Raw genomic sequence first — 22,365 nt, forward strand, 5'->3', positions numbered from 1 at the left:
TCTCGTCTCACCTCGCCTCGCCTCGCCTCAGGGCGTTTCCGGCCGCATCCGGAAGTCGTAGCGCGTGGGCAGTGGTTCGTCGGTGAGGCGGGTCCAGAGCCGGCCGATCGACTCGGCTCCCTCACGCAGGTCGGCGACCTCGAAGCCGTCGGCGAAGACCGCCCACGCGTCGTCGCGCCGCCCTTCCGCGAGCAGCAACTCGGCCTGGAGCAGCAGGAATCGGCCGCGTTCGCGGGTGGTGGGGTGCAGCATCTCCCAGACGGCGCGGGCGTCCGCGACCCGCCGCACGCGCAGCAGTGCCTCGACGGCCTCGCGGCCGAGCGCGGCCGTGGCGGCGGTCCAGCCCTGGCCGGCGTCACGCCGCTCGTGGCACAGGTCGGCGAAGGCCTCGTTGTACCGGTCGGCGGCCCGCTCGTGGTTGCCGGCCTCTTGGTCCGCGACGGCCAGACAGCGCAGCAACGGCCAGAGGGACGGGGCGAGTTCGAGGGCCCGCTCCCAGCTGCGCACCGCCTGCGCCCGATCGCCGGCGTGCCATTGGGTGACTCCTAGGTGGTACTCGGTGAGCGGGGTGGCGGGCGCCGTCTCCAGCATGTCCCGCCAGTGCGGGGCGACCGGGGTCTCGCCGGGCGGCCGCACCCGGCGCGGCTCGGGCAGCGCACCGCTGCGCAGCAGCGCCGCCCAGGGCGCCTGGGCCTCGCCGAGTGTGGACTCGGCGAAGGGCGTGCCGGGCAACTTCCAGTCGGTGCGCAGGACTTCGAGGGCACCCCAGCCGGAGCCGGTGGCGAGGATCTCGCCGGGTTCGGTGTCCGCGCACGGCTTCCAGGCGGTGTAGGCGGCGTCCAGGTCGGCGCGGGGCAGGGCGGTTTCGAGCCGGGCCTCGGCACCGTCCACCACGGCGGGCCACTCCCCTTCGGCCTCGGCGTCGAGCGGACCGTAGGCCTCCAGCCAGGACACCTCGCTCTCCGGGTCGAGGCGTATGTGCTCCAACTGGGTGCGGGCCAGGCCCGCTTGGATCTCGCAGTAGCCGCCCGTGCCCGGTTCGGTGAGCCACTCCTGCCAGCGGCGGCCACCGCTGCCGGTGCCCCACACGAAGAGTTTGCGGCCCCGGAGTGCGTCGGTGGACGTGTGCACCAGCCCGTGCCCGTCCGTGTCGAGCGCGGCGATCCAGCGCCGCCGCTCGTCCGGCAGGTCGTAGAAGTAGTCGGCGGCGTAAGGGCTGTTGAGGGGATAGGACCGGTCCACTCCGTCGTACGACGGCACGGGCACCCGGCGCAGCCGCCGCTCGTAGCCGAAGTGCCAGGCCTCCGACGCCGGTGCGAGGACCCGGCGTTCCTCCGGCACGGCGATGTTGGACCACCAGTAGGTGGGCACCGGCCTCTCGTGCGGATTGCGGATGCGGACGCCGACATGGAGGAAGTCGGAGCCGTCCGGGAGCCACAGGTCGACCTGGAACGGGAGATCGCGCAGGCGTTCCCACTCCCACAGGCGGAGCATCTCGCCGCCGTCGGGGGCGGGGACGCGGGCGGCGTGCAGGGGTGCGCAGGAGAGGGTGGTGTGGCCGGTGGCGCCGATGTTCCATTCGATGCCGCCGGAGAACCAGGCGCCGTTGAGGGCGAAGTTGGCGAGCTGCAACACCGGGTTGCGGTACAGGAGTTCACGGTCGGTGGGCTTGTGGACGAGGGAGGCGATACGGCCACCGAGGGCGGGGAGCACGGTGGCGCGCAGCCGGTCGTTCTCGATCACCAGGGCGTCGATCCGGCGGGGTGCGCGGTCTCTGTCGTAGCCGTCGCGGACGCGGGTCGGCAGGAGGCTGCGGAGGGGTTCGTAGCCGACCTGGCGGGCCATGTCCCGGGGCAGCGCCTCCCGGTCGCGGTCGGCTATGCGGTGTGCCTCATCGAGCGGACGCAGTGGGGGCAGCGGGTTGTCCGGACCCAACTCCGCGGTGGGCAGGGTCAGTACCTCACGTCGGATCGTCGTCACGATCACCATGGAACCCGGCAACCGGTGCGGTGGCCAGGGGCGCCGCCGGTCAGGATTCCGCAAAGGCGGGGGCGCCGGAAATTCCGCGTGCGGTTCGTCCGGGTCGACGTAGAGTCGGGCGGTCGACGGCACGGACCGAGGAGTGGAACGGCGGATGAGCGAGCAGCACACGTACCGGGTGATCGTCCGGGGCACCTGGGACGGGCTGACGGACGAGGCGCGGCAGCGGCTGCTGGGCGAGGCCTCGGAGCACGGGATGCTGAGCATGCGGTTCAGTGAGGAGGGCTCGCTCAGTTACGAACCGTCGCCGCTCAAGCACTTCTCGTGGCGCTATGTGGTGGTGTCGGACGCGGCGGACGGCGCGGAAATGGCGGCGGCGCTCGCGGAGGACCGCGCCGAGACCGCGCTGAAGGGCCTCGGCTACGGCTTCCGCGACCTGAAGTCGACGGTCACGGACCTGGACACCATGAAGGTCAACCGGAAGTCCGCATCTCGGCGGTGATCGCCCAGCGCTCGTGGTCGCGCCATGCTCCGTCGATGTAGATCATCTTCGGCGAGAAGCCTTCGAGCCGGAATGCACAGCTGCGGGCGAGACCGATCGACCCGGCGTTACCGGGCTGCACATTGATTTCGAGCCGGTGCAGCCGCATCGGCCCGAAGGCGTGGTCCACCACGAGGTTCATCCCCTCGCGCATCAGCCCGCGCCCGGCCGCGTGCGCGAAGGCGCCGTATCCCAGCGCACCGCACTGGAAACCGCCCTGCACGATGTTGTTGATGTTGATGAACCCGGCGATGCCGCCGCCGTCCAGCTCGCACACGAGGAACCCGGCCTTGGTCGGATCCTGGATCAGCCGTCCCGCGTAGGCGGTGTACGCGTCCCCGCTCGCCGGCGGGAACAGCCACGGCTGGTGCAGGTCCTTGCTCTCCCGGGCCCGCGCGGTGAACTCGGCACCGTCCTCGTAGGTGAAGTGACGTATCCCCACGCGGGGGCCCTGGGCGAGATAGCGGGACGTGGAATGCGGCATCCCGTCACCCTAGTCAGGGTCGGCGACGCCGACGCATGAAATAGGCCCCGCAGAGGGCGCCGATGATCGCCGTGGCCAGCAGTGCCATCCACAGCGGCATGGTGACCTCGGGGATCAGCAGCCGGATCCTGGTGGCGCGGGTGTTCTCGAAGATGAAGACGAGGGCCAGGACGGCGAGCAGCAGAACAGTGATCCGGGCGGGCGTCAGCAGGCGTTCCCGCTGGCCGGTCCGCCCACCGCTCTCGGTGGTCTTCGGGCTCATGTCTCCAGGGTGGGCCCGAATCGGCCATCACGCACGGTGAGGCTCAGTCCGCGACGACCGGCAGCTCCAGCACCCCCGTGTCCCGCGGCGAGCTGACCACCGTGACCGGTTTGATCCCCCGGTTCCCGGTGTAGGCGTCGTCGCTCGCCGCGATCACGAACCGCAGCCGGTGCCCCTTCGCGAACCGGTGCACGATCCCCGGCAGGGTGACCGTGAAGCTCTTCGTGACGTCCGGGATCCGGACCGGGGCGACCAGCCGGTGGACCAGGGTCGCGGTGCCGTCGGGCGCGAGGTCGTAGAGCTTGGCGAAGAGGACGAGGTTGTCGGCGGCGTCGCCGGAGTTCTGCACACGCCGCGCGGCCGGGGAGACGACCTTGAGGGTCGCCCTCGGGGCGCCCACGACGTCGGTCGGGCGGTTCAGGGGTGGACCGGTCCACCCGAGGCAGGTACCACGGGTGTCGTACGGCGCCGGGTCCGGCAGGCCGGTCATCCCGCTCAGCGAGTTCTCCGAATGGCTCGTGGGCACAGGCCTGTTGGTGTACTCGCGGCTGCCGCGCGCCACTTTCGCCCGGTCGTCCACCAGCTTGCCGTCGCCGGAGAGGTACAACTTCTCGTCCGGCACAGGGAGTTGGTCGGCTGTGGCGTAGATGTCGGCCGGGTCCGTGATCCAGTCGCGGTAGTAGGCGAAGGCCGGTCCGGTGTCCACGTTCGTCCGCCCGCGCAGATAGCGGTCGAACCAGGCCGCGATCCGCCGCCCGGCGTAACTCGACTCCAAGTCACCCTGACTGAGGTCGAGTTCACCGGCGGCCACCCCGCCGCTGTGCCCCCACGACTGCCAGATCATCTTCGTCGTGGTCCCCTGCGCTTTCAGCGTCCTGTATGTCGCCGTCGCCTCGTTGAGGTTGAACAGGCTGTCGGCCTGCCCCTGGACGAGGAGCGTCGGCGCCTCGACCCGGTTGAGATACGACACCGGTGAGACGCTGTGGGCGTACCCGAGCACGTCCGCCATCGGCTTCGCCGGATAGTTTCCGGAGTTCAGTGTGCGGATCAGGGCGCAGGCCTCGCTGACGAAGTGCACACAGGCGAGGGAGTTGATCCGGGTGGGGTCGAGGCCCGGCACGGTCAGGGGCTGGGTCTCGCCCATGAGGTAGAAGCCGTTGGTCCACTGCCACTTGAAGACTCCGGGTACGCTCCCGCCGTCGTTGGGGGCGAGGGAGTACGCCAGGTCGTGCCAGGTGACCATGGGGACGAGCGCGTCCACCCGGTGGTCCACGGCGGCCGTCGCCAACTGGACTGCGCCGCCGTACGATCCGCCGATCATCCCGACCCGGGGGTCCCCCTTCGCGTCGAGTGTCACGAAGTCCGCCCTGGTCCCGTCGTCCGCGGCGCGCGTGCCCGCGAGGAAGTCGGCCAGTCCCGACGCGGCCGCCGCGTCGATGTCCGGGTCGTCGAGCGAGATGAGGCACCCCGACTTCCCGAAGCCCAGCCCGGAGTAGACGAGTCCGACGTAGCCGCGCCGCGCGAAGGTCCTGCCGATGGCGTCCGTGGACCCGTCGGACTTGCTGCCGCCGAAGCCGTTGGTCGCCATTACGGCGGGCGCGGGGTGGGCGCGGTCCACGCCCGCGGGCCGGTACAGGTCGGCGTCGACCGCACAGTCCCGGCCGCCCGCGCGGACGGTGAACTTCAGTGCGGTGACGGTGTACTGGTCCGCGGCGGCGGCACGGCCGGCGAGGGCGAACGAGGCGGTGAGGGTGAGCAGGGGCGTGAGCGCGAGAGCCAGCGCGGTACGGATTCCGGGGACACGACGGGACAAAGGGGACCTCCACAGTGAGGGCAACCCGGCGGAGAACAAAGGGAGTTGGCTGGCAGCGGTACGGCGGTCGGGCGGGCGGCTACCGCAGCGCGGGCTCGTCCAGCGTCAACGTGCCCGCGTCCGCGTCCAGTTCGGCCGCCACGCCGAGCGGTATCGTGAGCGCCCCTTCGCAGTGCCCGAACCCGAACTCCTCGACGACGGGCACCCCGAACCCGCCCAGCCGGTCGAGGAACACCGGGCGCAGTCTCTCGTAGGGTCCGCAGCCGGACCAGGAGCCGAGGGCGATGCCCGCGACGCCGTCCAGCCAGCCGCTGCGCAGGAGTTGGGTGAGCATCCGGTCGACGCGGTAGGCCTGTTCGCCGACGTCCTCGATGACCAGCAGGCCGCCGCGCGCGCTCGCCGGTGCGTGCGGGGTGCCGAGGTCGGCGGCGAGCAGGGCCAGGCAGCCGCCGAGGGTGACGCCCCGGGCCCGCCCGGGCACCAGCGCACCGCCGCCGCCCGGGTCGGCCCGGACGGTCCGCACGGACTCCGGGTCGAACAGGGTTGCCCTCAAGTGCTCCTGCGTACGGCTGTTCTTGACGAAGTCGGCGCCGGCCGCGGCGGGCCCGTACAGGGTGACCAGGCCCAGCCGGGTGGCGAACGCCTGGTGCAGCACGGTGGGGTCGCTGAAACCGACGAACACCTTCGGTCCCGCGGCGCGCATCGCCTCCCAGTCGAGGAGGTCGACGATGCGCTGCACGCCGTATCCGCCGCGGGCGCACAGGACGGCGGCCACGGACGGATCGCACCAGGCGTTCTGCAGATCGGCCGCGCGGTCCGCGTCCGTACCGGCGAGATAGCCCAACTCACCGTGCCGGTCGAGGACATGGGGTGCCACGACCGGGTCGAGGTCCCAGCCGCGCAGGATGTCCAGGCCCGCTCCGAGTCGTTCCTCGGACACCGGCCCGCTGGGCGCGACGACGGCCACGCGGGCACCGGGGGCGAGTCGGAACGGGCGGACGAGTGCGGTCACTTGCCGAGCTCCAGGGTGGGGATGCCGGGCGGATCGATGCCGAAGACCTGTGCGTACAGGGAGAGTTCGGCCTCCAGGGCGCGGATCATGGTGTCGGCGCGGCGGAATCCGTGGCCCTCGCCCTCGAACGCGAGGTAGGCGTGCGGCACTTGGCGTCCGCGCATCCGTTCCAGGAGGCGCTCGCACTGGACAGGCGGGCAGATCACGTCGGCCAGGCCCTGCAGCAGCAGGAAGGGTGCGGTGATGCGGTCGGCGTGCTCGACGGGTGAGCGCTCGGTGTACCGGGCGGGCACGTCGGCGAGGGGTCCGACCAGGGTCTCCAGGTAGCGGGACTCGAAGTCGTGGGTCTCCCCCGAGGCCCAGTTGGCGAGGTCGAGGACGGGATAGATGATGGTGCCGCAGGCGTAGACGTCGGTCGTCACCAGGGACGCGGCGCTGGTCCAGCCGCCCGCGCTGCCGCCCCGGACGGCGAGCCGGGCCCGGTCGGCGGTGCCCTCGTCGGCGAGGGCGAGGGCGACGGCGGCGCAGTCCTCGACGTCGACGACGCCCCACTGTTCGCGCAGCCGGTTGCGGTACTCCCGGCCGTGCCCGGTGGAGCCGCCGTAGTTGACCTCGGCGACGCCGATGCCCCGGGAGGTGAAGTAGGCGATCTCCAGGTCGAGGACGAGCGGCGCGCGGCTGGTGGGTCCGCCGTGCGCCCAAATGACGTACGGCGGCAGTTCGTTGCTCGGTGCGGCCCAACTCGGGTTGTGCGGCGGGTAGATGTGGGCGTGGATCTCGCGGCCGGCGGGGCCGGTGAAGGTGCGGATCTGGGGTTCGGGGTAGTGGGCGGGGTCCACCGGGTCGTCGTGGGCGGCGCCGATGACCCGCGCTCTGCCGGTGCGGGTGTCGAGTTCGACGACCTCGTGGGCGCTGCGCGGGCTGGCGCCGACGCCGACGATCCGGTCGCCGTGCACCGCGAGCGTGGACGTGAACTCGGTCCAGGGACCGGCCGCGTCGACGACCTCGCCGGTCTCCGGGTCCAGGACACCGAGGAGGGCGGCGCCCCGGCCGTGCACGACGGCGATCAGGCCGCTCTCCAGCGGCGCGAACCAGCGCTGGCCGAGCTTCCACAGCGGCCCGCCGAACTCCTCCTCGCGCGGGCACACCGGCTCGTGGTCGCGGTAGAGGTTCCACCAGCCGGTGCGGTCGCTCGCGTACAGCAGCGAGCCGTCGAACCCCCAGTCGACCTGCGCGACCGACTCCTCGGGCCCGCCTGCCACCACTCGCGGCTCGCCGAGGGTGCCGTCGTCCGCCACCTCGGCGAGGAGCAGCTCCGTGCCGTCCCACGGCATCCGGGGGTGGTCCCAGGCGAGCCAGGCGGCCTTCCGCCCGTCGGGCGAGACGCACGGCCCGGACACGAACCGGTGCCGGTCGTCGGTGAGTTCGCGTACGGCATGCCGGTCCTCGGCGGCGGACCGGTCCAACGGTACGGCGGCCAGGACGCGCCGCACATCACCGGGCCCCTCGCCGGTGAACTCCTCAAGAACGCACCACACTTCACCCAGGTCCGGGCGCACCCGCGGTTCCGCCCAGCGGAGTCCGCCGCCCACGGGAGAGACCGGTGTCAGAGGCTCCGGGTCGCTCCCCGGCTTGTAGCGGTAGAGGCGCTGGTCGGTGAAGTTGACGAACACCACGAGGGGTTGGCCGTTTTGGACCGTTCCAGCCCAGGGCCGTCCGCCGTACTCCATGACGCGGCTGCGGACGTTCCAGGGCGCGGGCAGCACCGATTCCTGGGAGCCGTCCGCGCGGCTGCGCACCAGGGTGCGGCGGCCTGCCTCGGTGGGCCGTGGTTCGGTCCACCAGACCTCGTCGCCGACGAACCCGACCCACTCGGGATGTCCGTCGTGGGCGGCGGCGAGCGCCGCGTCGATGGGCGAGGGCCACGAGCCGTATGCCGACGTCCGCATGTTTTCCCCCACTTGCTAGGCCGACCTCAGGAAGCGGTCCAGAACGCGGACGCCGAAGTGGAGTGCCTCGACGGGGACCCGTTCGTCGACTCCGTGGAACAGCGCCTGGTAGTCGAAGCCCTCGGGGAGCTTCAGTGGTGCGAAGCCGTAGCCGGTGATGCCGAGGCGGGAGAACTGTTTGGCGTCGGTGCCGCCGGACATGCAGTACGGCACCACGTGTCCCTCGGGTGCGAACTCCTCGACGGCGGCCCGCATGCGGGCGTACGTCGGTGAGTCGACCGGGGCCTGGAGCGCGACCTCGCGGTGGTGGAACTCCCAGTCGACGTCGGGGCCGGTGAGGCGGTCCAGGGTGGTGCGGAACTCGTCCTCGCCGCCCGGCAGACAGCGTCCGTCGACGAAGGCCACGGCCTCGCCCGGGATCACGTTGACCTTGTAACCGGCGTTCAGCATGGTCGGGTTGGCGCTGTTGCGGACGACGGGCTCGACGAGTTTCGCCGCCGGGCCGAGCTTGGCGAGGAGCAGGTCGATGTCGTCGAGGTCGGGTTCGAGGCCGTACAGGGAGGCGAGTTCGGTGAGGGCCGCACGGACGGTCGGGGTGAGCCGTAGCGGCCAGTCGTACTCGCCGATGCGGGTGATCGCGGCGGCGAGACGGGTCACCGCGTTCTCGTGGTTGACCTTGGAGCCGTGGCCGGCCCGGCCGTGCGCGGTCAACTTCAGCCAGGCGGTGCCGCGTTCGCCGGCGGCGATGGGGTAGATCTCCCGGCCGCCGCCGTCGTGGAAGGTGAACGCCCCTGACTCGCTGATGCCTTCGGTGCAGCCCTCGAAGAGCCCGGGGTGTCGGTCCGCGAGGAATCCGGAGCCGTCCTCGGCGCTGGCCTCCTCGTCGGCGGTGAACGCGATGACGAGATCGCGGCGCGGCCGTACGCCCGTTCTGGCCCAGGCGCGGACGAGGGCGAGGATCATCGCGTCCATGTTCTTCATGTCGACCGCGCCGCGCCCCCACACGACGCCGTCACGGATCTCGCCGGAGAACGGGTGCACGGTCCAGTCCTCGGCCTGGGCCGGTACGACGTCGAGGTGACCGTGGACGAGCAGCGCGTCCGCCGAGGGGTCGGTGCCCTCGATGCGGGCGACGACGTTGGTGCGGCCCTTGGAACGTTCCAGGAGTGTGGGTTCGAGGCCCGCGCCGGCCAGTCGTTCGGCGGCGTACTCGGCGGCGGGGCGCTCCCGGCAGTCGCCGCCGCCCCGGTTGGTCGTGTCGATGCGGATGAGGTCCGAGGTGAAGGTGACGACCTCGTCCAGGGCTCGCGCGTCGATGTCAGCCATACTGCTCCTCCACCGCGGCCGAGACGATCGTGGTGACCGCCTTGAAGGTTCGGATCCCCTCGTACATGGTGTCGCCGGTGTACGCCACCTTCCGCTCCCCGACCCGCTCGACACCGGGCACGACGGTGGCGGCCATCGCGAGATGCTCGGCGTCGAATTCGAGGGCGACCGTGAACGGCCCGCCCCGCACCGGTTCCTGACGGACCGCCAGCTTCGCCGCCTCCTTCGCCGCCGCACGGATGTCGGCGGCCGTCCTGGCCGGTGTCCGGCACACGGCCGCGTACCGCGACACATGGTCCTTGACCGCTACCTTCAGTGCCCCTGGCGCGTACCCCAGGGCGTCCTCGCAGGCCACGTCGTCACCCGTGACAAGGATCACCGGTACCCCGTACTCGGCGACGACATGCGCGTTGAGCAGTCCCTCGCTCGCGCGGACGTCGTTCAGCCACACGCCGGTGATCGAGTTCGCGAGGTAGGTGTGGGCGAGGACGCCCTCCATGCCGGCGCCCGCGTGGTAGCCGACGAACGCGATGCCGTCGACGTCTCCGTGCTGCACGCCCTCCACCATGGACAGGGACTTGTGCCGCCCGGTGAGCATCTGCGTCCGCTCGTCGAGCCGCTCCAGCAGCAGATTGCGCATCGTCCAGTGCGCCTCGTTGACGAGCACCTCGTCGGCGCCGCCGTCGTAGAAGCCGAGGACGGCGGCGTTCACGTCCGAGGTGAACAGCGAACGGCACCGCTCCCACTGCGGTGTCCCCGGCAACACGTCGGCGGGCCAGGTGACGCCGGTGGCACCCTCCATGTCGGCGCTGATCAGGATCTTCATGCTGCGTCACGTTACGCGCCGACGATGCGGCCCACCAGGAAGCGCCGCACCCCCTGGTGTCCCCACGCCAGGGTTATCCCCGGCTCCGCCTCTGGGGCGCGGCACCCCGGGCCGTTCCTAGAGTCCGCGTGCAGGTGACGGTCGAAGCCGCTCCATCCACGAGCCGCTCGCCGTCTTCGGGGAACGCAAGGGAGATGACCATGGGACCGAACGATGTCGAGCTGGTGCGGGTGTTCACCCGTCGGCCGAAGAGCACTATCGCCGACGTGACGTTCGAAGCCACCGGGGAGATCGAGATCGTGCTGGAGGCGGAGTGCGGGTCGACGCTTCTGGGGGTCGGTGGCAAGTACCAGGCGGAGATCATCGTGCGTGACATCACCGCGAACAACAACATTCCGTTCAAGGCGGCGGGCCCCACGAAGGGTTCCTTCATGGACGCCAACTGGCCGCAGGAGGACCAGAAGTTCGTGTACCACGTGGAGCCGTCCGCGCTGAAGGGGCGCGGTGGGCACCTGTGCGAGGTGTACGCCTACCTCCTCGTCGGTCTGCGGAACTTCGACGCCGACTTCAAGACCAGCGAACTGTTCCTGATCGAGCCGTAGGCACGAGGGCATCGCTGTGGGCCGGCCCGGGGGGTACCCCGGGCCGGCGGGCTCTCAGGGTGAGGGAGCCAGGGCCTCGACGAGGCCCACCCGTGAGGTGAGGCCGAGCTTCGCGTAGATGTGCCCCAGGTGGTACTCGATGGTCTTGATGCTGAGGGCCAGCTCACGGGCGATCTGCCGGTTGCTGAGGCCCTGGGCGGCGAGGCTGCCCACGGTGAGTTCCTGCGGGGTGAGCACCGAGTGCGAGGCGGTGCGCGGGCGGGCCGAGGTGCGTCCGCAGGCGGCGAGTTCCGTCCGGCACTGTTCCAGGAAGGGCACGGCGTCCAGCCGGGTGAACGCGGCCCAGGCGACGTCGAGTTCGACGGCGGCGGCACCGCGTTTGGAGCCACGGCGCAGGAACGCGCCGTAGGCGAGGTGCAGCAGTGCCCGCTCCCAGCAGGTGGTGTCCTGGCCGCAGTGGCGCAGTCCGGCCCGGAAGGCCCGCTCGGCGGCGTCGGTGTCGCCGCGCGCCCCCTCGACCATGCCGCGGCAGCGGGCGGCGGCCGCCATGTCGGGCCGGCGGCCACGGGCCTCGGCCAGCGTCTCGTACGGCACGAGCACCTCCTCGGCCTCGCGGGTGCGGCCGGTGCGGACCAGGCCCTCGACGAGGAGGTGGCGCCAGGGGAAGACCCCGGGTTCGTCGATGGCGTCGCGGTAGGCGAGTTCCGGGCCGAGCAGCGGGCTCAGCGCCTCGACCACGCCGGCGTGGTCGCTCTCGGCGGCCCGCAGCAGGGCCAGTGCGCTCATCGCGTACGCCAGGTCGTTGGCGTCGGCGAGCCGGTTCGCGTACTCGATGGCACACCGGACGTGCTCCCGCGCGGCGGGGAAGTCGCCGCGGCCGGCGAGCGGGTAGGCGGCGACCGCGTGGGCCAGGGCCAGCATCGACTTGTGGTCGGTGTCCTCGGCCAGGGACACGGCCTGGGTGCTGTGGGCGATGGCCTCGTCCCAGCGTCCGGCGCGGTACTCGGCGTCGGCGAGATAGCCCAGGGAGGGGGCGACCACCGACGGCAGACCGCCCTTGCGGTGCGCGGCGCAGGACTCGCTCAGGTCGCGGCAGGCGGCGGCGTACTCCCCGTTCCACATGCGCAGCGCGCCGCGCGCGAACAGTCCGTCGAGTTCCTTGGCGCCCGCGTAGGGGCCGTGCTCGGGCACGTCCGCGACGGCTTTGAGCCCTTCGTCGAACCGCCCGGTCAGCGCGAGCGCGAGAGTGAGTTCGTCGCGCAGGAGCGAGGTCCGGTCGCCGGGTCCGGTGTCGAGTCCGCGACGGGCCCAGCCGACCGCGCCGTGCGCGTCGCTCTGGATGAGGCACAGCCAGGCCATCTGTTCGGCGACGCAGCGCACGGTCTCCGGTTCGGTGTCGGCGCTCCGGCTGCGCCAGGCCGCGGTCAGTTCCCGGCGGGCCTCGTCCTGGCGGCCGGACTCCAGGGCCAAGCGGCCGAGCACGTACTGCTGCTGCGCGGTCCGCGGCAACGCCCGTACGGTGTCGGTGAGTTCGACGGCCTGGCCGACGTCTCCCGCGAGCAGCAGGTACTCCACCGCCTGGACCGTACGTTCCTCGGCGCGGGTGCGGTCGGCGGTGAGCCGGGCGCCCGACATGAGGTAGGCGGCAGCGGCCGACCAGGCACCCTCGTCGGCCTGCCGGGCGGCGTACGCGGCCAGTTCGTCCGCGAGGCCGGCGTCCGGCTGGACGGCGGCGCGGGCCCGGTGGCGGAGCGCCTCGGCGGGTTCGTCCGCGAGCCTGGCCGCCGCCTCGTGCAGATGCGAGCGCCGGCGCGGCCCCAACCCCTGGTAGACGGCGGCCCGTTGAAGTGGGTGGGCGAAGGTGGCCCGGGGCAGGTCCACGGCCGGTTCCTCGGCCAGCAGTCCGGCGGCCACCGCCTCCTCCAGGGCGTCCAGCGGGGTGGCCACTTCCCCGACCCGCGCGGCCTTGTGGAGCGGGCTGGACATACCGAGCACGCTGGCCGCGGCCACCAGCCGCTGGGCGGGGAAGGTGCATGCGGCGAGTCCGTCGTTGACGAGACGTGCGTAGCTGCGCGGGGCCGGCAGTGCCGCGTCGCTCGCGGCGAGGACGTCACGGGGGACCTGGTCGAGCAGGGCACGGGTGTGCAGCGGGTTGCCGTGGGTGTGCGCCTGCAGCCGGATGGCGGCCCGCCGCGAGAGCGGGGCAGCGCCCAACGCACGCCCGAATTCGGCCAGTTCGTCGACACCGAGTCCGTCCAGGGTCAGCCGGAGCGTGCCGTCCTCGGCCAGGACGCGGCGTAGTCCGGCGGGCAGTCGCGGGTCGACGGTGTCGCGGGCCGCCAGCAGCGTGAGCACCCGGTCCACGCGCAGCCTCCGCAGCACGAACGTGAGCGCGTGCAGCGAAGGTGTGTCGGCCCAGTTCATGTCGTCGATCACCAGGACGACCGGGGACCGGTCCTGGGCGCGGCCGAGGGCGTCGATGAGCGCGGAGCCGACGCCGATCGGATCCGGCAGTGCGGACCCGGCCCGTCCGCAGCCGTTCAAGTCCCGCAGTGGGACGTCCGGTTCGTCGGCGAGGCCCGCCACCAGCTGGGCCAGCACGCCGTACGGCAGGTCCGCCTCGCTCTCCGAGCCACTGGCCCGCAGCACCCGGTAGGCCGCCCCCAGGTCCTTCAGGAACCGGCGCACCAGCGAGGTCTTGCCGATCCCCGCGGGGCCGTCGACCACGACGACCTGGGGTTCGCTGTGCCCGACGCGGCGCAACCGGGCGGCCATCCGCGCGAGTTCGTCCTCACGGCCCAGAAACACCGTTTCCGGCATGCGGATCCCTCCCCCTTGAGCACCGCGTCAACGGAAGAGTTCAGGCCGCGAAGTCGCACTGCCACCAACGATTCGGACCGCGTCCCCCGACCTCACGATGCCGGGGCGGCCGGGCTTCTTCAAGCCAGTTCACGGACAGAAAGGCTCACGGACGAGCGCCTCCGTGCACACCTGAAGCCCCAGCCACCGCAGGTGAATCGGCCAACTGCCGTACGGTCCACCCGCCTTCTCCCGCACGGTCGATCCGCCTGCTGTCGCGCGCTCGATCCGCCTCCTATCGCGCGGTCCACCCGCCGTCCACCGTGAGGGTCGTCCCGGTGACGAAGCGCGAGGCGTCCGAGGTGAGGAAGACGGCGGCACCACCGAGTTCCTCGACATCGCCGACGCGGCCCAACGGCGTGCTGTCGACGATGCGTTCGCCCCAGCGGCTGGCCAGCAGGCCGGAGCTGAGGTCGGTGTGGAAGTAGCCGGGCGCGAGGGCGTTGACCCGCACCCCGCGGTCGGCCCACTCGACGGCGAGGGCCTTGGTCAGCGCCTCGACCCCGCCCTTGCTGGCCGCGTAGGCGGCGATCCGCTCGAAGCCGGTACGGGCGTGCACCGAGGAGACGTTGACGATCGAACCCGAACGCTGCTCCAGCATCACCTTCCCCGCCTCGCGACAGCAGTAGAAGGTGCCCTGGAGATTGACGTCGATGACCTGTTGCCAGTTCTCGTCGGTGACCCGCTCGCTGCGGGTGAAGTGGGGACTCGTACCGGCACAGTTGACGACCGCGTCGAGACGGCCGGTGCCGTCGGTGATGCGCTCGACGATGGTCCGTACGACGGTGGAGTCGGCGACCGAGCCGGGCAGCACCAGCACCTTGCCGCCGTGCGCGGCGAGTTCGGCCTCCAGACTCTCAAGGTCCGCTGCGGTACGAGCAGTTGCGGCCACCGTCGCACCCGCCTGGGACAGCGCGACGGCGATCGCCCGCCCGAGCCCCTTCCCCGCACCCGTCACCCACACCGTCCGCCCGTCGAGCCGGAGTTGGGCATTGACATCGTTGGATTCCGTCATGGCTCAGCCCTCCGCGGGAATGTCGCGCAGGGTCCGCTTCAGGACCTTGCCGGACGGGGTGCGGGGCAGCTCGCCGACGATGTCGAAGCGGGCCGGCACCTTGAACTTGGCGAGCCGCGCCCGGCAGAACTCCCGCAGCTCCTCCGCGCCGGCGTCCTCACCCGGCCTGAACACCACGAAGGCGCGCGGCACTTCACCCCACCGGGGATGGTCGAGCCCGACCACGGCGGCCTCCAGCACGGCCGGGTGCTCGTACAGCACGCGCTCCACCTCGGGCGTGGCGATGTTCTCGCCGCCCGAGACGATCATGTCCTTCTTCCGGTCGTCGATATAGAGGAAACCGTCCTCGTCGACGTGCCCGATGTCGCCGGTGTGGAACCAGCCGTCCCTCAGGGCCGCCGCGGTGGCCTTCTCGTCGCGCCAGTACCCGGCGAAGACCTTCGGCCCCCGCAGCGTGATCTCGCCCAGCTCGCCGGCCGGAACCTCGACGCCCGTGTCGCCGACGATCCGCACGCGCGTCTGCGGCACGGGCCGCCCGACCGACCCGAGCTTGGACAGCGAGTGCTCGCGGTCGAGGAACGTGTCGCCGGAGACGGTCTCGGTCAGCCCGTAGGCATCGGCGAACCAGGCGTTCGGGAAGGCGGTCATGATCCGCCGCAGCACCGGTTCGGGGGTCTTCTCACCGCCGCCGAGAATGAAGCGCACCGAGCTGGTGTCGTACTCCTCGCGATCGGGCACCTCAAGCACCGCGTTGACCATGGCGGGCGCCAGCCACACATTGGTGACCCGGTGCTTCTCGATCGCGTCCAGCACACCCTGCGGATCGAACTTCCGCTGAAGTACGACACTCCCGCCCGCGTGCAGCACCCCGAGAGCAGGCATGTCCAGCCCACCCACGTGATAGAGCGGCCCGCACACCAGCGTGGTGTCCGCCGCCGTCAGCCCGAAGTGGACGATGTGCGCGAGGTTCTTCGCCTCAAGGTTGCCGTAGGTGATCCGAACACCCTTGGGCCGAGACGTCGTCCCGGAGGTGTACATCAGCCGCTGGAGATCGTCGAGTTCGACGTCCACGGGCTCCACCCGCTCCCCCTTGTGCCGGGCCAACAACTCCTCGTAACCGGTCCACGGCTCCTCGGAGGGCTCACCCCCGCCGATCAGCACCCGGTGCTCCAGATCCGTCAGACACCCGGCACTGCGCTCGACCGCCCGGACGAACTCCGGCTCGGTGACGATCACCTTGGCCTGGGCGTGCCCGAGGATGTACTGCCACTCCTCTTCCGAGAGGCGGTAGTTGAGCGGCAGGAAGACCGCACCGAGCCGGTTGGTGGCGTACACCAGCTCCAGGAATTCGGGCTGGTTGTAGAGCAGCAGACCTACGACATCGCCGCGCCCGACACCCAGCTCCGCCAGACCGGCCGCCAACTGGTTCACCCGTTCGTGCAGTTGACGGACGGTCAGAGAACGCTCGTCCTGGACGACGGCGACGGCCTCGGGCCGCTGCGCCAGGTGGTAATCGAGGATGCTCGCGAAATTGTGCACGGCTCACTCTCGCTCTGTGGTGTTCGGCGCTGAACACGGCTCGACCACGGCTCATGGGGCAAACCGGATCCCGACCGGTCGGTTGCCCACTCACATAATTTAGTGTACCCCTTGGTCTATAAAACCTATGAGCCGCACTTTACGACGGCACGTGCGCATCGACAACCACCCGGGCGCACGTGCCGCCGCTTCCGCCGCTTCCGCCGACGAGGAGGGTTCTACGTGCCACGCATCCGACTGGACACCGATGGACCGGTCGTCACGCTCCGCCTCGACAACCCGCCGATGAACGCCTTCGACTCCCTGCAGAGAGAGGAGCTGTCCGCCCGCGTACGCGAGCTGACCGACTCCCCCGCGGTACGGGCCGTGGTCCTCCACGGCGGCGAACGGCTCTTCGCGGCCGGCGCCGACATCAAGGCCCTGGCCGCGATGGGCCCGGAGGAGATACGTGGCTGGAACCGCGCGTTGCAGCGCACCTTCGACGAGGTGGCGCGGTTGCCCATGCCGGTGATCGCGGCGGTCACCGGCTACGCCCTCGGCGGCGGCATGGAACTGGCCCTGGCCGCCGACTACCGGGTGGCGGCAGAGGACGCGATCTTCGCCCAGCCGGAGGTCCAGCTCGGCATCATGCCGGGCTCGGGCGGCACCCAACGCCTGTCCCGCCTGATCGGCCCGTCCCGCGCGAAGAACCTCCTGATGACCGGCCGCAGGGTGAAGGCGGACGAGGCGCTACGGCTGGGCTTGGTGGACGAGGTCGTCCCGGCGGGCGACGCCTTGAAGGCCGCCCAGACCTACGCCCGCCAACTGTCCGAGGGCCCACCGGCCGCCCTGGAGGCGATCAAGGAGGCGGTGGACCACGGCACGGACGCGGGCATGGCGGCAGGGCTCGCGCTCGAACGGTCCCTGTTCACAGGGGTGTTCGCCACGGAGGACGCGAGTGCGGGCCTCCGCTCATTTCTGAACCGCGGCAAGAAGAGCGCCCCTTAGGGGCGCGGGGAACTGCGCGACCAGCCACAACGAACCCGCAGACGAAAGGGGCGGAAAGACCATGCAGGCACTCGTCTGGCACAGTGCACAAGATCTGCGTTTCGAAGAGGTACCCGAACCCCCCGAACCCGCCCCCCACGAGGCTGTCGTAGAAGTGTCGTGGTGCGGAGTCTGCGGCACAGACCTCCACGAATACCTAGAAGGCCCCCACATGATCCGAGAGGGCCCCCACCCCCTCACCGGCACCAAGCCACCCCTCGCCCTCGGCCACGAACTCAGCGGCACAGTAACCGCGTTGGGAGCGGACGCGCCCGGCATCAAGGTCGGCGACCGAGTGACCGCAGACCCGGTCTGGCGCTGCGGCACCTGCTTCTGGTGCACGCGCGGCGAGTACCACATCTGCCCCAAGAGCGGCTCGGTCGGCCTCGCCTCCCCCGGCGGCTTCGCGGAACGCGTCACCGTCCCCCTGGCCGGCCTGACCCGCCTCCCGGACAACGTCAGCGACGAACTGGCCGCCGTGGCAGAGCCGTTGGCGGTAGGCCTGCACGCAGTCACCCGTGCCGGAGTCAAGCCGGGCGACAACGTACTGGTCGTCGGCGGCGGCCCGATCGGCGTGGCAGTCGTCCTGGCCGCCCAAATCGCGGGCGCCGCAGGCCTGTTCGTGAGCGAACCCCTCGCAGGGCGGCGCGAGATGCTGCTCGGCATCGGCGTCACCGAGGCCTTCGACCCGCGCGAAACCGACGTACGGCGCGAGGTGTTCGTGCGAACGAACCGCATCGGCCCGGACGTCGTCATCGACGCGACCGGCGTACCCGCCCTCGCGGGCCAGGCCGTCTCGATCGTCAGGCGCGGCGGACGGGTCGTACTCGCCGGCGTCGGACACGGCAGCGTCGAGTTCGACATGGGCCAACTCGTGTTCTACGAGCGGTCGGTGGTCGGCACGCTCGGCTACAACTTCGACATCCCGCGCGTGATCGATCTGATGAGCACCGGACGGCTGGATGCCTCCACCCTGATCACCGGCCGTTTTCCGCTCTCGGGAGGAGCCGGTGTCTTCGAGGACCTGGCCGCCGACCGGGCCAGGCACCTGAAGGTGCTGCTGACCCCGAAGGGACTGTGACATGGACTTCGACCTGCCCGAGGAGACCCTCGCTCTCCAGGACATGGTCCGCGAGTTCGCGGCCAACGAGATCACCCCCCACGCGGCCGAGTGGTCCGAGAACGAGGTCTTCCCCACCAAGATCTTCACCAAGCTCGGCGAACTCGGCCTGATGGGCATGCTCGTGCCGGAGGAGTACGGCGGGGCGGGCTCGGACACGGTCACCTATGTCGCGGTGATGGAGGAACTCGGCGCCGCCGACCAGTCGGTGGCCTCCTCGTGGAACGCGCACTCGACGATCGGCACGCTGCCGTTGCTCGCGTACGGCACCGAGGAGCAGAAGCGGCGCTGGCTGACCCCGTTGGCGAAGGGCGAGGCGATCGGCGCGTTCGGGCTGACCGAGCCGGACGCCGGCTCCGACGCGGCCGGTATCGCGACCACCGCCCGCCGGGCGGACGGGGGTTGGGTGATCAACGGCACGAAGATGTTCATCACCAACGCGGGCACCGACATCAGCCAGGGCGTCACCCTGCTGGCCACGACCGGCAAGGGCGCGGACGGCCGGAAGGGGTACGCGACCTTCTACGTGCCGACCGGGACACCCGGTTACACGGTCGGCGCGAAGCTGAAGAAGCTCGGCTGGCACGCCATGGACACAAGGGAGTTGGTGTTCACCGACTGCTGGGTCTCCGACGACCATCTGATCGGCGAGGAGGGCAACGGGCTGCGGCAGTTCCTGTCCGTGCTCGACGGCGGCCGGATCAGTGTGGCGGCGCTGGGCCTCTCGCTCGCGAAGGCGGCGCTGGCCCTCGCGATCAAACACGCCAAGGAACGGCACCAGTTCGGGCGTCCGCTGTCGGACTTCCAGGCCGTGGCGCACAAGATCGCGGACATCGGTACGGAGTACCAGGCGGCCCGCTGGATGGTGTACCGCGCCGCGTGGCTCGCCGATCAGGGCCGTCCGCACAGCACGGAGGCCGCGATGGCCAAGCTGTACGCCTCCGAGGTCGCCAACCGGGCCGCCTCGCAGGCGGTGCAGATCCACGGCGGCTACGGGTACGTACGCGAGTCGGAGATCTCCCGTTTCTACGCCGACGCCAAGATCCTGGAGATCGGCGAGGGCACGAACGAGATCCAGCGCAATGTCATCGCCAAGGCCCTCGTCAACGGCGCGTGAGGCGACGGGTCCCGCGGTGCGCCGAAGCGGCGGCGCACCGCGGATCCGGTCAGCTCGCGACGGAGACCGACTCCGACTCCCACAACGCCTCGGGGTCGAGGGGCAGTTCGGGCCGGGCCCGCTTGAAGTCGGCGGCCAGCGCCTCGACGTCCGGGAGTTCGCCGACGTTCGCGGCGAAACCGCGGAACAGGGTCGCGCAGTACTCGCCGGACAGGAACGCGGCGTCCCAGCTGCCGTCCGGCCGCACCCACTGGTAGGTGTGGTTGTGCAGGTTGAGGAACTGGAGGGTGGCCAGGTGCGGTTCGACCGCGCGGAAGGTCCCCTCCTCGACGGCCTCGGTGAGCAGGCCGGTGATCAGGTGCTCGAAGTCGGCGCGCTGCCGCAGCACGATCTCCAGCTCCTTGCCGCTGAGGCTGCGGTAGTCGTGCTCGTAGACCCAGATGTGGTCGAGCCGGCGGAAGATGATCGTCAGCAGCGACTCGGACAGCAGGCGCAGCCGCAGCAGCGGCACCTCGTCGAGGGCCGCGATCTCCTTGGCGCGGGCCAGCAGCGGGCCGAGCACCCGCGACTGGATCTCGATCAGCAGGTTCTCCTTGGAGCCGATGTAGTAGTACAGGGCACCCTTGGCGAGCCCGACCGCGCGGCCCAGGTCGTTGATGGAGGTCGCCGCGTAGCCCTGTTGCGCGAACAGGGACGCCGCGGTGTCGATGATCTTCTGGCGTCTGACTTCGAAGCCCGGCCCATGACCCGGCGGTCGTGGCATGTCTTCTCTCCCCTTGCTGTGACGACGTGCGTGCTGTCCCGGGTCCGCACAGGCGCCGCGCTGCGGCACGCCTGGGGGAAGCGGCCCCGGGGACGTCGCTCTAGTTTGCTAGACCAAACGGTACATTAAAGCGAGGACCGTATGACTCAGGCATCGCACCACATCGGAACCACCACCGGCACCGCACGGGCGGACCAGCTCCTGGAGATGTACCGGCGGATGCGCCGCATCCGCCGCTTCGAGGAGCGGGCCTCCGACCTCTACAAGGCGACGGAGATCCCGGGCTTCCTGCATCTGTCGATCGGCCAGGAGGCGAGCGCCGTCGGCGCCTGCTGGCCGCTCGGCGCCCGCGACGGCATCACCTCCACCCACCGCGGCCACGGCCACGTCCTGGCCAAGGGCCTGGACTCGGCGTCGATGATGGCCGAGCTGATGGGCAAGGACGCGGGCACCTGCCACGGCCGCGGCGGCTCGATGCACATCGCGGACCCCGGCCTCGGGATCTACGGCGCGAACGGCATCGTCGGCGCCGGCCTCCCGATCGCCGCCGGGGTCGCCACCGCCGCGAAACTCCGGGCCGCCGGTGACGTGGTGGTGGCGTTCTTCGGGGACGGGGCGGTGGCCCAGGGGATGTTCCACGAGGCCGTGAACCTGGCCGCCGTATGGGATCTGCCGGTGGTCTTCCTCTGCGAGAACAACCACTACTCCGAGTTCTCCCCCGAGTCCGAGCAGCACCGCGCCCCGCTCTCCGCGCGCGCCGCCGGATACGGCATCGAGTACCAACACGTCGACGGCAACGACGTGTTGGCGGTCGCGCAGACCATGACCGGAGTGGTCGCGCGGCTGCGCGCGGGCGGCGGCCCGGTCCTGCTCGAAGCCGAGACCTACCGCTGGCACGGCCACTACGAGGGCGACCCCGAGCGCTACCGCCCCGCCGAGGAGGTCGCCGCCGCCAAGGAGCGCGACCCGCTGCTGATCGCCCGCCGACAGTTGGACAAGGCCGCGGCCGACGCCGTGGACGAGGAGATCGACAAGGAGATCGAGGCGGCGATCGACTGGGCGCGGAGCCTGCCGGAGCCCGCCCCCGAGACCCTGCACGACTACGTCTCGGCCCCCCGCCTCCCCATCCCGGAGCCCGCTCCGCTCCCGGCCGATGCCGAGATCTTCCGCTCCATGGACGCCGTACGCCTGGCCCTGGAGCACGAACTCACCGCCGATCCGAGCGTGTTCGTGGCCGGCATCGACGTCGGCGCGGGCGGCAACGTCTTCGGGCTCACCCGCGGACTCGCGCAGGCCTTCCCCGGCCGGGTGCGGGACACGCCGATCAGCGAGAGCGCCATCGTCGGTACGGCGGTCGGGGCGGCCATGGCCGGGATGAAGCCGGTGGTCGAGATCATGTACATGGACTTCATCGGCGTCTGCCTCGACATGCTCCTCAACCAGGCCGCCAAACTCCGCTTCATGACCGGCGGCCGGGCCTCCATGCCGCTGGTCGTGCGCACCCAGTTCGGCGCCGGCCGCTCCTCGGGCAGCCAGCACTCGCAGAGCCTGGAGGCGCTGCTCGCGCACATCCCCGGTCTGACGGTGGTGATGCCGTCCAACCCCGCTGACACCTATGGCCTGTTGCGCGCCGCCATCCAGGACCCCAACCCGGTGGTCTTCGTCGAGAACCGCCTCCAGTACGGCCTCAAGGGCCCCAAGCCCCCGGCCGACCACCTGATCCCGCTCGGCAAGGCGAAGGTGGTCCGCGAGGGCACCGACATCACCCTCGTCTCCTGGTCGCGGATGGTCCAGGACGCCCTGGCCGCCGCCGAGTTGCTCGCGGGCGAGGGCATCAGCGTCGAGGTGATCGACCTGCGCACGATCGCCCCGCTGGACCGGGAGACCGTCCTCGCCTCCCTCGCCAAGACCAACCGCCTGGTCATCGCGCACGAGGCCGTACGGGACTTCGGCGTCGGCGCCGAACTCTCCGCGATGGCAGTCGACGAAGGCTTCTGGCACCTCGACGCCCCGGTCACCCGCGTGGCCCCGCCGTCCGTCCCGGCGCCGTACGCACCCTCGTTGGAGCACGTCTGGCTGCCCTCACGGGACACGATCGCGGACACGGTGCGCCGGATCGCCGCGGTTTGAT

General features: G+C 71.1%; 18 protein-coding genes. 6 read left to right on the forward strand and 12 right to left on the reverse strand.

The features are described 5' to 3' along the window. Positions 1 to 27: 27 nt before the first annotated feature. Positions 28 to 1,989: a DUF5107 domain-containing protein gene (locus ACIBJH_RS16120; protein WP_399117470.1), complete on the reverse strand. Its 1,962-nt coding sequence runs from the start codon at positions 1,987 to 1,989 to the stop codon at positions 28 to 30. Positions 1,990 to 2,134: 145 nt separating this feature from the next. Between ACIBJH_RS16120 and ACIBJH_RS16125 the strand changes: the two genes are divergently transcribed. Further along, positions 2,135 to 2,482 (forward strand): DUF6204 family protein, encoded by a 348-nt coding sequence (locus tag ACIBJH_RS16125; protein WP_399117471.1) that lies wholly within the window; start codon positions 2,135 to 2,137, stop codon positions 2,480 to 2,482. Here the strand turns inward: ACIBJH_RS16125 and ACIBJH_RS16130 are convergent. The 7 genes from ACIBJH_RS16130 to ACIBJH_RS16160 form a co-directional block, all read right to left on the reverse strand. Continuing rightward, positions 2,454 to 3,005, reverse strand: coding sequence for a GNAT family N-acetyltransferase (locus ACIBJH_RS16130; RefSeq protein ID WP_399117472.1), 552 nt, complete (start codon positions 3,003 to 3,005; stop codon positions 2,454 to 2,456). The two genes, ACIBJH_RS16125 and ACIBJH_RS16130, sit on opposite strands and share 29 nt — an antisense overlap. A gap of 13 nt (positions 3,006 to 3,018) precedes the next feature. Beyond that, a complete protein-coding gene (locus ACIBJH_RS16135) occupies positions 3,019 to 3,267 on the reverse strand; it encodes a LapA family protein (protein WP_381255699.1) in 249 nt (82 codons plus the stop codon). A gap of 43 nt (positions 3,268 to 3,310) precedes the next feature. Further along, positions 3,311 to 5,080: a CocE/NonD family hydrolase gene (locus ACIBJH_RS16140; protein WP_399117473.1), complete on the reverse strand. Its 1,770-nt coding sequence runs from the start codon at positions 5,078 to 5,080 to the stop codon at positions 3,311 to 3,313. Between the two features lie 79 nt (positions 5,081 to 5,159). Further along, positions 5,160 to 6,092 (reverse strand): LD-carboxypeptidase, encoded by a 933-nt coding sequence (locus ACIBJH_RS16145; protein ID WP_399117474.1) that lies wholly within the window; start codon positions 6,090 to 6,092, stop codon positions 5,160 to 5,162. Beyond that, complete coding sequence (locus ACIBJH_RS16150; RefSeq protein ID WP_399117475.1) at positions 6,089 to 8,041, reverse strand: S9 family peptidase; 1,953 nt, start codon at positions 8,039 to 8,041, stop codon at positions 6,089 to 6,091. Before ACIBJH_RS16150 ends, ACIBJH_RS16145 begins: the two co-directional genes overlap by 4 nt. Before the next feature lie 15 nt (positions 8,042 to 8,056). After that, positions 8,057 to 9,367: a M20/M25/M40 family metallo-hydrolase gene (locus tag ACIBJH_RS16155; RefSeq protein ID WP_399117476.1), complete on the reverse strand. Its 1,311-nt coding sequence runs from the start codon at positions 9,365 to 9,367 to the stop codon at positions 8,057 to 8,059. Beyond that, on the reverse strand, positions 9,360 to 10,193 hold the full coding sequence (locus ACIBJH_RS16160) for a M55 family metallopeptidase (protein WP_093630121.1): 834 nt from the start codon (positions 10,191 to 10,193) through the stop codon (positions 9,360 to 9,362). Before ACIBJH_RS16160 ends, ACIBJH_RS16155 begins: the two co-directional genes overlap by 8 nt. A 200-nt stretch (positions 10,194 to 10,393) precedes the next feature. Between ACIBJH_RS16160 and ACIBJH_RS16165 the strand changes: the two genes are divergently transcribed. Further along, positions 10,394 to 10,795, forward strand: a complete 402-nt coding sequence (locus ACIBJH_RS16165) for a hypothetical protein (RefSeq protein ID WP_399117477.1) — start codon at positions 10,394 to 10,396, stop codon at positions 10,793 to 10,795. Positions 10,796 to 10,849: 54 nt separating this feature from the next. Here ACIBJH_RS16165 and ACIBJH_RS16170 read toward each other — a convergent pair whose 3' ends face one another. The 3 genes from ACIBJH_RS16170 to ACIBJH_RS16180 all read right to left on the reverse strand — a co-directional run bounded on the left by ACIBJH_RS16170 (position 10,850) and on the right by ACIBJH_RS16180 (position 16,208). Further along, positions 10,850 to 13,615 carry an ATP-binding protein gene (locus ACIBJH_RS16170; protein ID WP_399117478.1) on the reverse strand — a complete coding sequence of 922 codons (2,766 nt, stop codon included), beginning with the start codon at positions 13,613 to 13,615 and terminating at the stop codon, positions 10,850 to 10,852. Between the two features lie 274 nt (positions 13,616 to 13,889). Further along, positions 13,890 to 14,669 (reverse strand): SDR family NAD(P)-dependent oxidoreductase, encoded by a 780-nt coding sequence (locus ACIBJH_RS16175; RefSeq protein WP_399117479.1) that lies wholly within the window; start codon positions 14,667 to 14,669, stop codon positions 13,890 to 13,892. A gap of 3 nt (positions 14,670 to 14,672) precedes the next feature. Continuing rightward, positions 14,673 to 16,208 (reverse strand): long-chain fatty acid--CoA ligase, encoded by a 1,536-nt coding sequence (locus ACIBJH_RS16180; RefSeq protein ID WP_399117480.1) that lies wholly within the window; start codon positions 16,206 to 16,208, stop codon positions 14,673 to 14,675. 222 nt (positions 16,209 to 16,430) lie between these two features. On the opposite strand from ACIBJH_RS16180, the gene ACIBJH_RS16185 reads away from it, so the two are divergent. From ACIBJH_RS16185 to ACIBJH_RS16195, 3 genes are all read left to right on the forward strand, one after another. Then, positions 16,431 to 17,195: an enoyl-CoA hydratase/isomerase family protein gene (locus ACIBJH_RS16185; RefSeq protein WP_399117481.1), complete on the forward strand. Its 765-nt coding sequence runs from the start codon at positions 16,431 to 16,433 to the stop codon at positions 17,193 to 17,195. 61 nt (positions 17,196 to 17,256) lie between these two features. Continuing rightward, positions 17,257 to 18,315 carry an alcohol dehydrogenase catalytic domain-containing protein gene (locus tag ACIBJH_RS16190; protein WP_399117482.1) on the forward strand — a complete coding sequence of 353 codons (1,059 nt, stop codon included), beginning with the start codon at positions 17,257 to 17,259 and terminating at the stop codon, positions 18,313 to 18,315. 1 nt (position 18,316) lies between these two features. Then, complete coding sequence (locus ACIBJH_RS16195) at positions 18,317 to 19,471, forward strand: acyl-CoA dehydrogenase family protein (RefSeq protein WP_399117483.1); 1,155 nt, start codon at positions 18,317 to 18,319, stop codon at positions 19,469 to 19,471. A gap of 49 nt (positions 19,472 to 19,520) precedes the next feature. Here ACIBJH_RS16195 and ACIBJH_RS16200 read toward each other — a convergent pair whose 3' ends face one another. Continuing rightward, a complete protein-coding gene (locus ACIBJH_RS16200; RefSeq protein WP_399117484.1) occupies positions 19,521 to 20,234 on the reverse strand; it encodes a TetR/AcrR family transcriptional regulator in 714 nt (237 codons plus the stop codon). A gap of 141 nt (positions 20,235 to 20,375) precedes the next feature. Here ACIBJH_RS16200 and ACIBJH_RS16205 point away from each other — a divergent pair, with 141 nt between their 5' ends. Beyond that, positions 20,376 to 22,364, forward strand: a complete 1,989-nt coding sequence (locus ACIBJH_RS16205; RefSeq protein ID WP_399117485.1) for a pyruvate dehydrogenase complex E1 component subunit beta — start codon at positions 20,376 to 20,378, stop codon at positions 22,362 to 22,364. The last annotated feature ends 1 nt before the right edge of the window (position 22,365 follow it).

It is taken from the genome of Streptomyces sp. NPDC050548 (genome assembly GCF_044457385.1).
In the GTDB taxonomy this organism is placed as follows: Bacteria; Actinomycetota; Actinomycetes; order Streptomycetales; family Streptomycetaceae; genus Streptomyces.

Bases quoted from the DNA above. Each gene is read 5' to 3' on its own strand.
- ACIBJH_RS16125 (WP_399117471.1), top strand. From the start codon at position 2,135: ATGAGCGAGCAGCACACGTACCGGGTGATCGTCCGGGGCACCTGGGAC.
- ACIBJH_RS16205 (WP_399117485.1), top strand. From the start codon at position 20,376: ATGACTCAGGCATCGCACCACATCGGAACCACCACCGGCACCGCACGG.
- ACIBJH_RS16120 (WP_399117470.1), bottom strand. From the start codon at position 1,989: ATGGTGATCGTGACGACGATCCGACGTGAGGTACTGACCCTGCCCACC.
- ACIBJH_RS16170 (WP_399117478.1), bottom strand. From the start codon at position 13,615: ATGCCGGAAACGGTGTTTCTGGGCCGTGAGGACGAACTCGCGCGGATG.
- ACIBJH_RS16195 (WP_399117483.1), top strand. From the start codon at position 18,317: ATGGACTTCGACCTGCCCGAGGAGACCCTCGCTCTCCAGGACATGGTC.
- ACIBJH_RS16200 (WP_399117484.1), bottom strand. From the start codon at position 20,234: ATGCCACGACCGCCGGGTCATGGGCCGGGCTTCGAAGTCAGACGCCAG.
- ACIBJH_RS16150 (WP_399117475.1), bottom strand. From the start codon at position 8,041: ATGCGGACGTCGGCATACGGCTCGTGGCCCTCGCCCATCGACGCGGCG.
- ACIBJH_RS16135 (WP_381255699.1), bottom strand. From the start codon at position 3,267: ATGAGCCCGAAGACCACCGAGAGCGGTGGGCGGACCGGCCAGCGGGAA.
- ACIBJH_RS16130 (WP_399117472.1), bottom strand. From the start codon at position 3,005: ATGCCGCATTCCACGTCCCGCTATCTCGCCCAGGGCCCCCGCGTGGGG.
- ACIBJH_RS16175 (WP_399117479.1), bottom strand. From the start codon at position 14,669: ATGACGGAATCCAACGATGTCAATGCCCAACTCCGGCTCGACGGGCGG.
- ACIBJH_RS16190 (WP_399117482.1), top strand. From the start codon at position 17,257: ATGCAGGCACTCGTCTGGCACAGTGCACAAGATCTGCGTTTCGAAGAG.
- ACIBJH_RS16165 (WP_399117477.1), top strand. From the start codon at position 10,394: ATGGGACCGAACGATGTCGAGCTGGTGCGGGTGTTCACCCGTCGGCCG.
- ACIBJH_RS16155 (WP_399117476.1), bottom strand. From the start codon at position 9,367: ATGGCTGACATCGACGCGCGAGCCCTGGACGAGGTCGTCACCTTCACC.
- ACIBJH_RS16160 (WP_093630121.1), bottom strand. From the start codon at position 10,193: ATGAAGATCCTGATCAGCGCCGACATGGAGGGTGCCACCGGCGTCACC.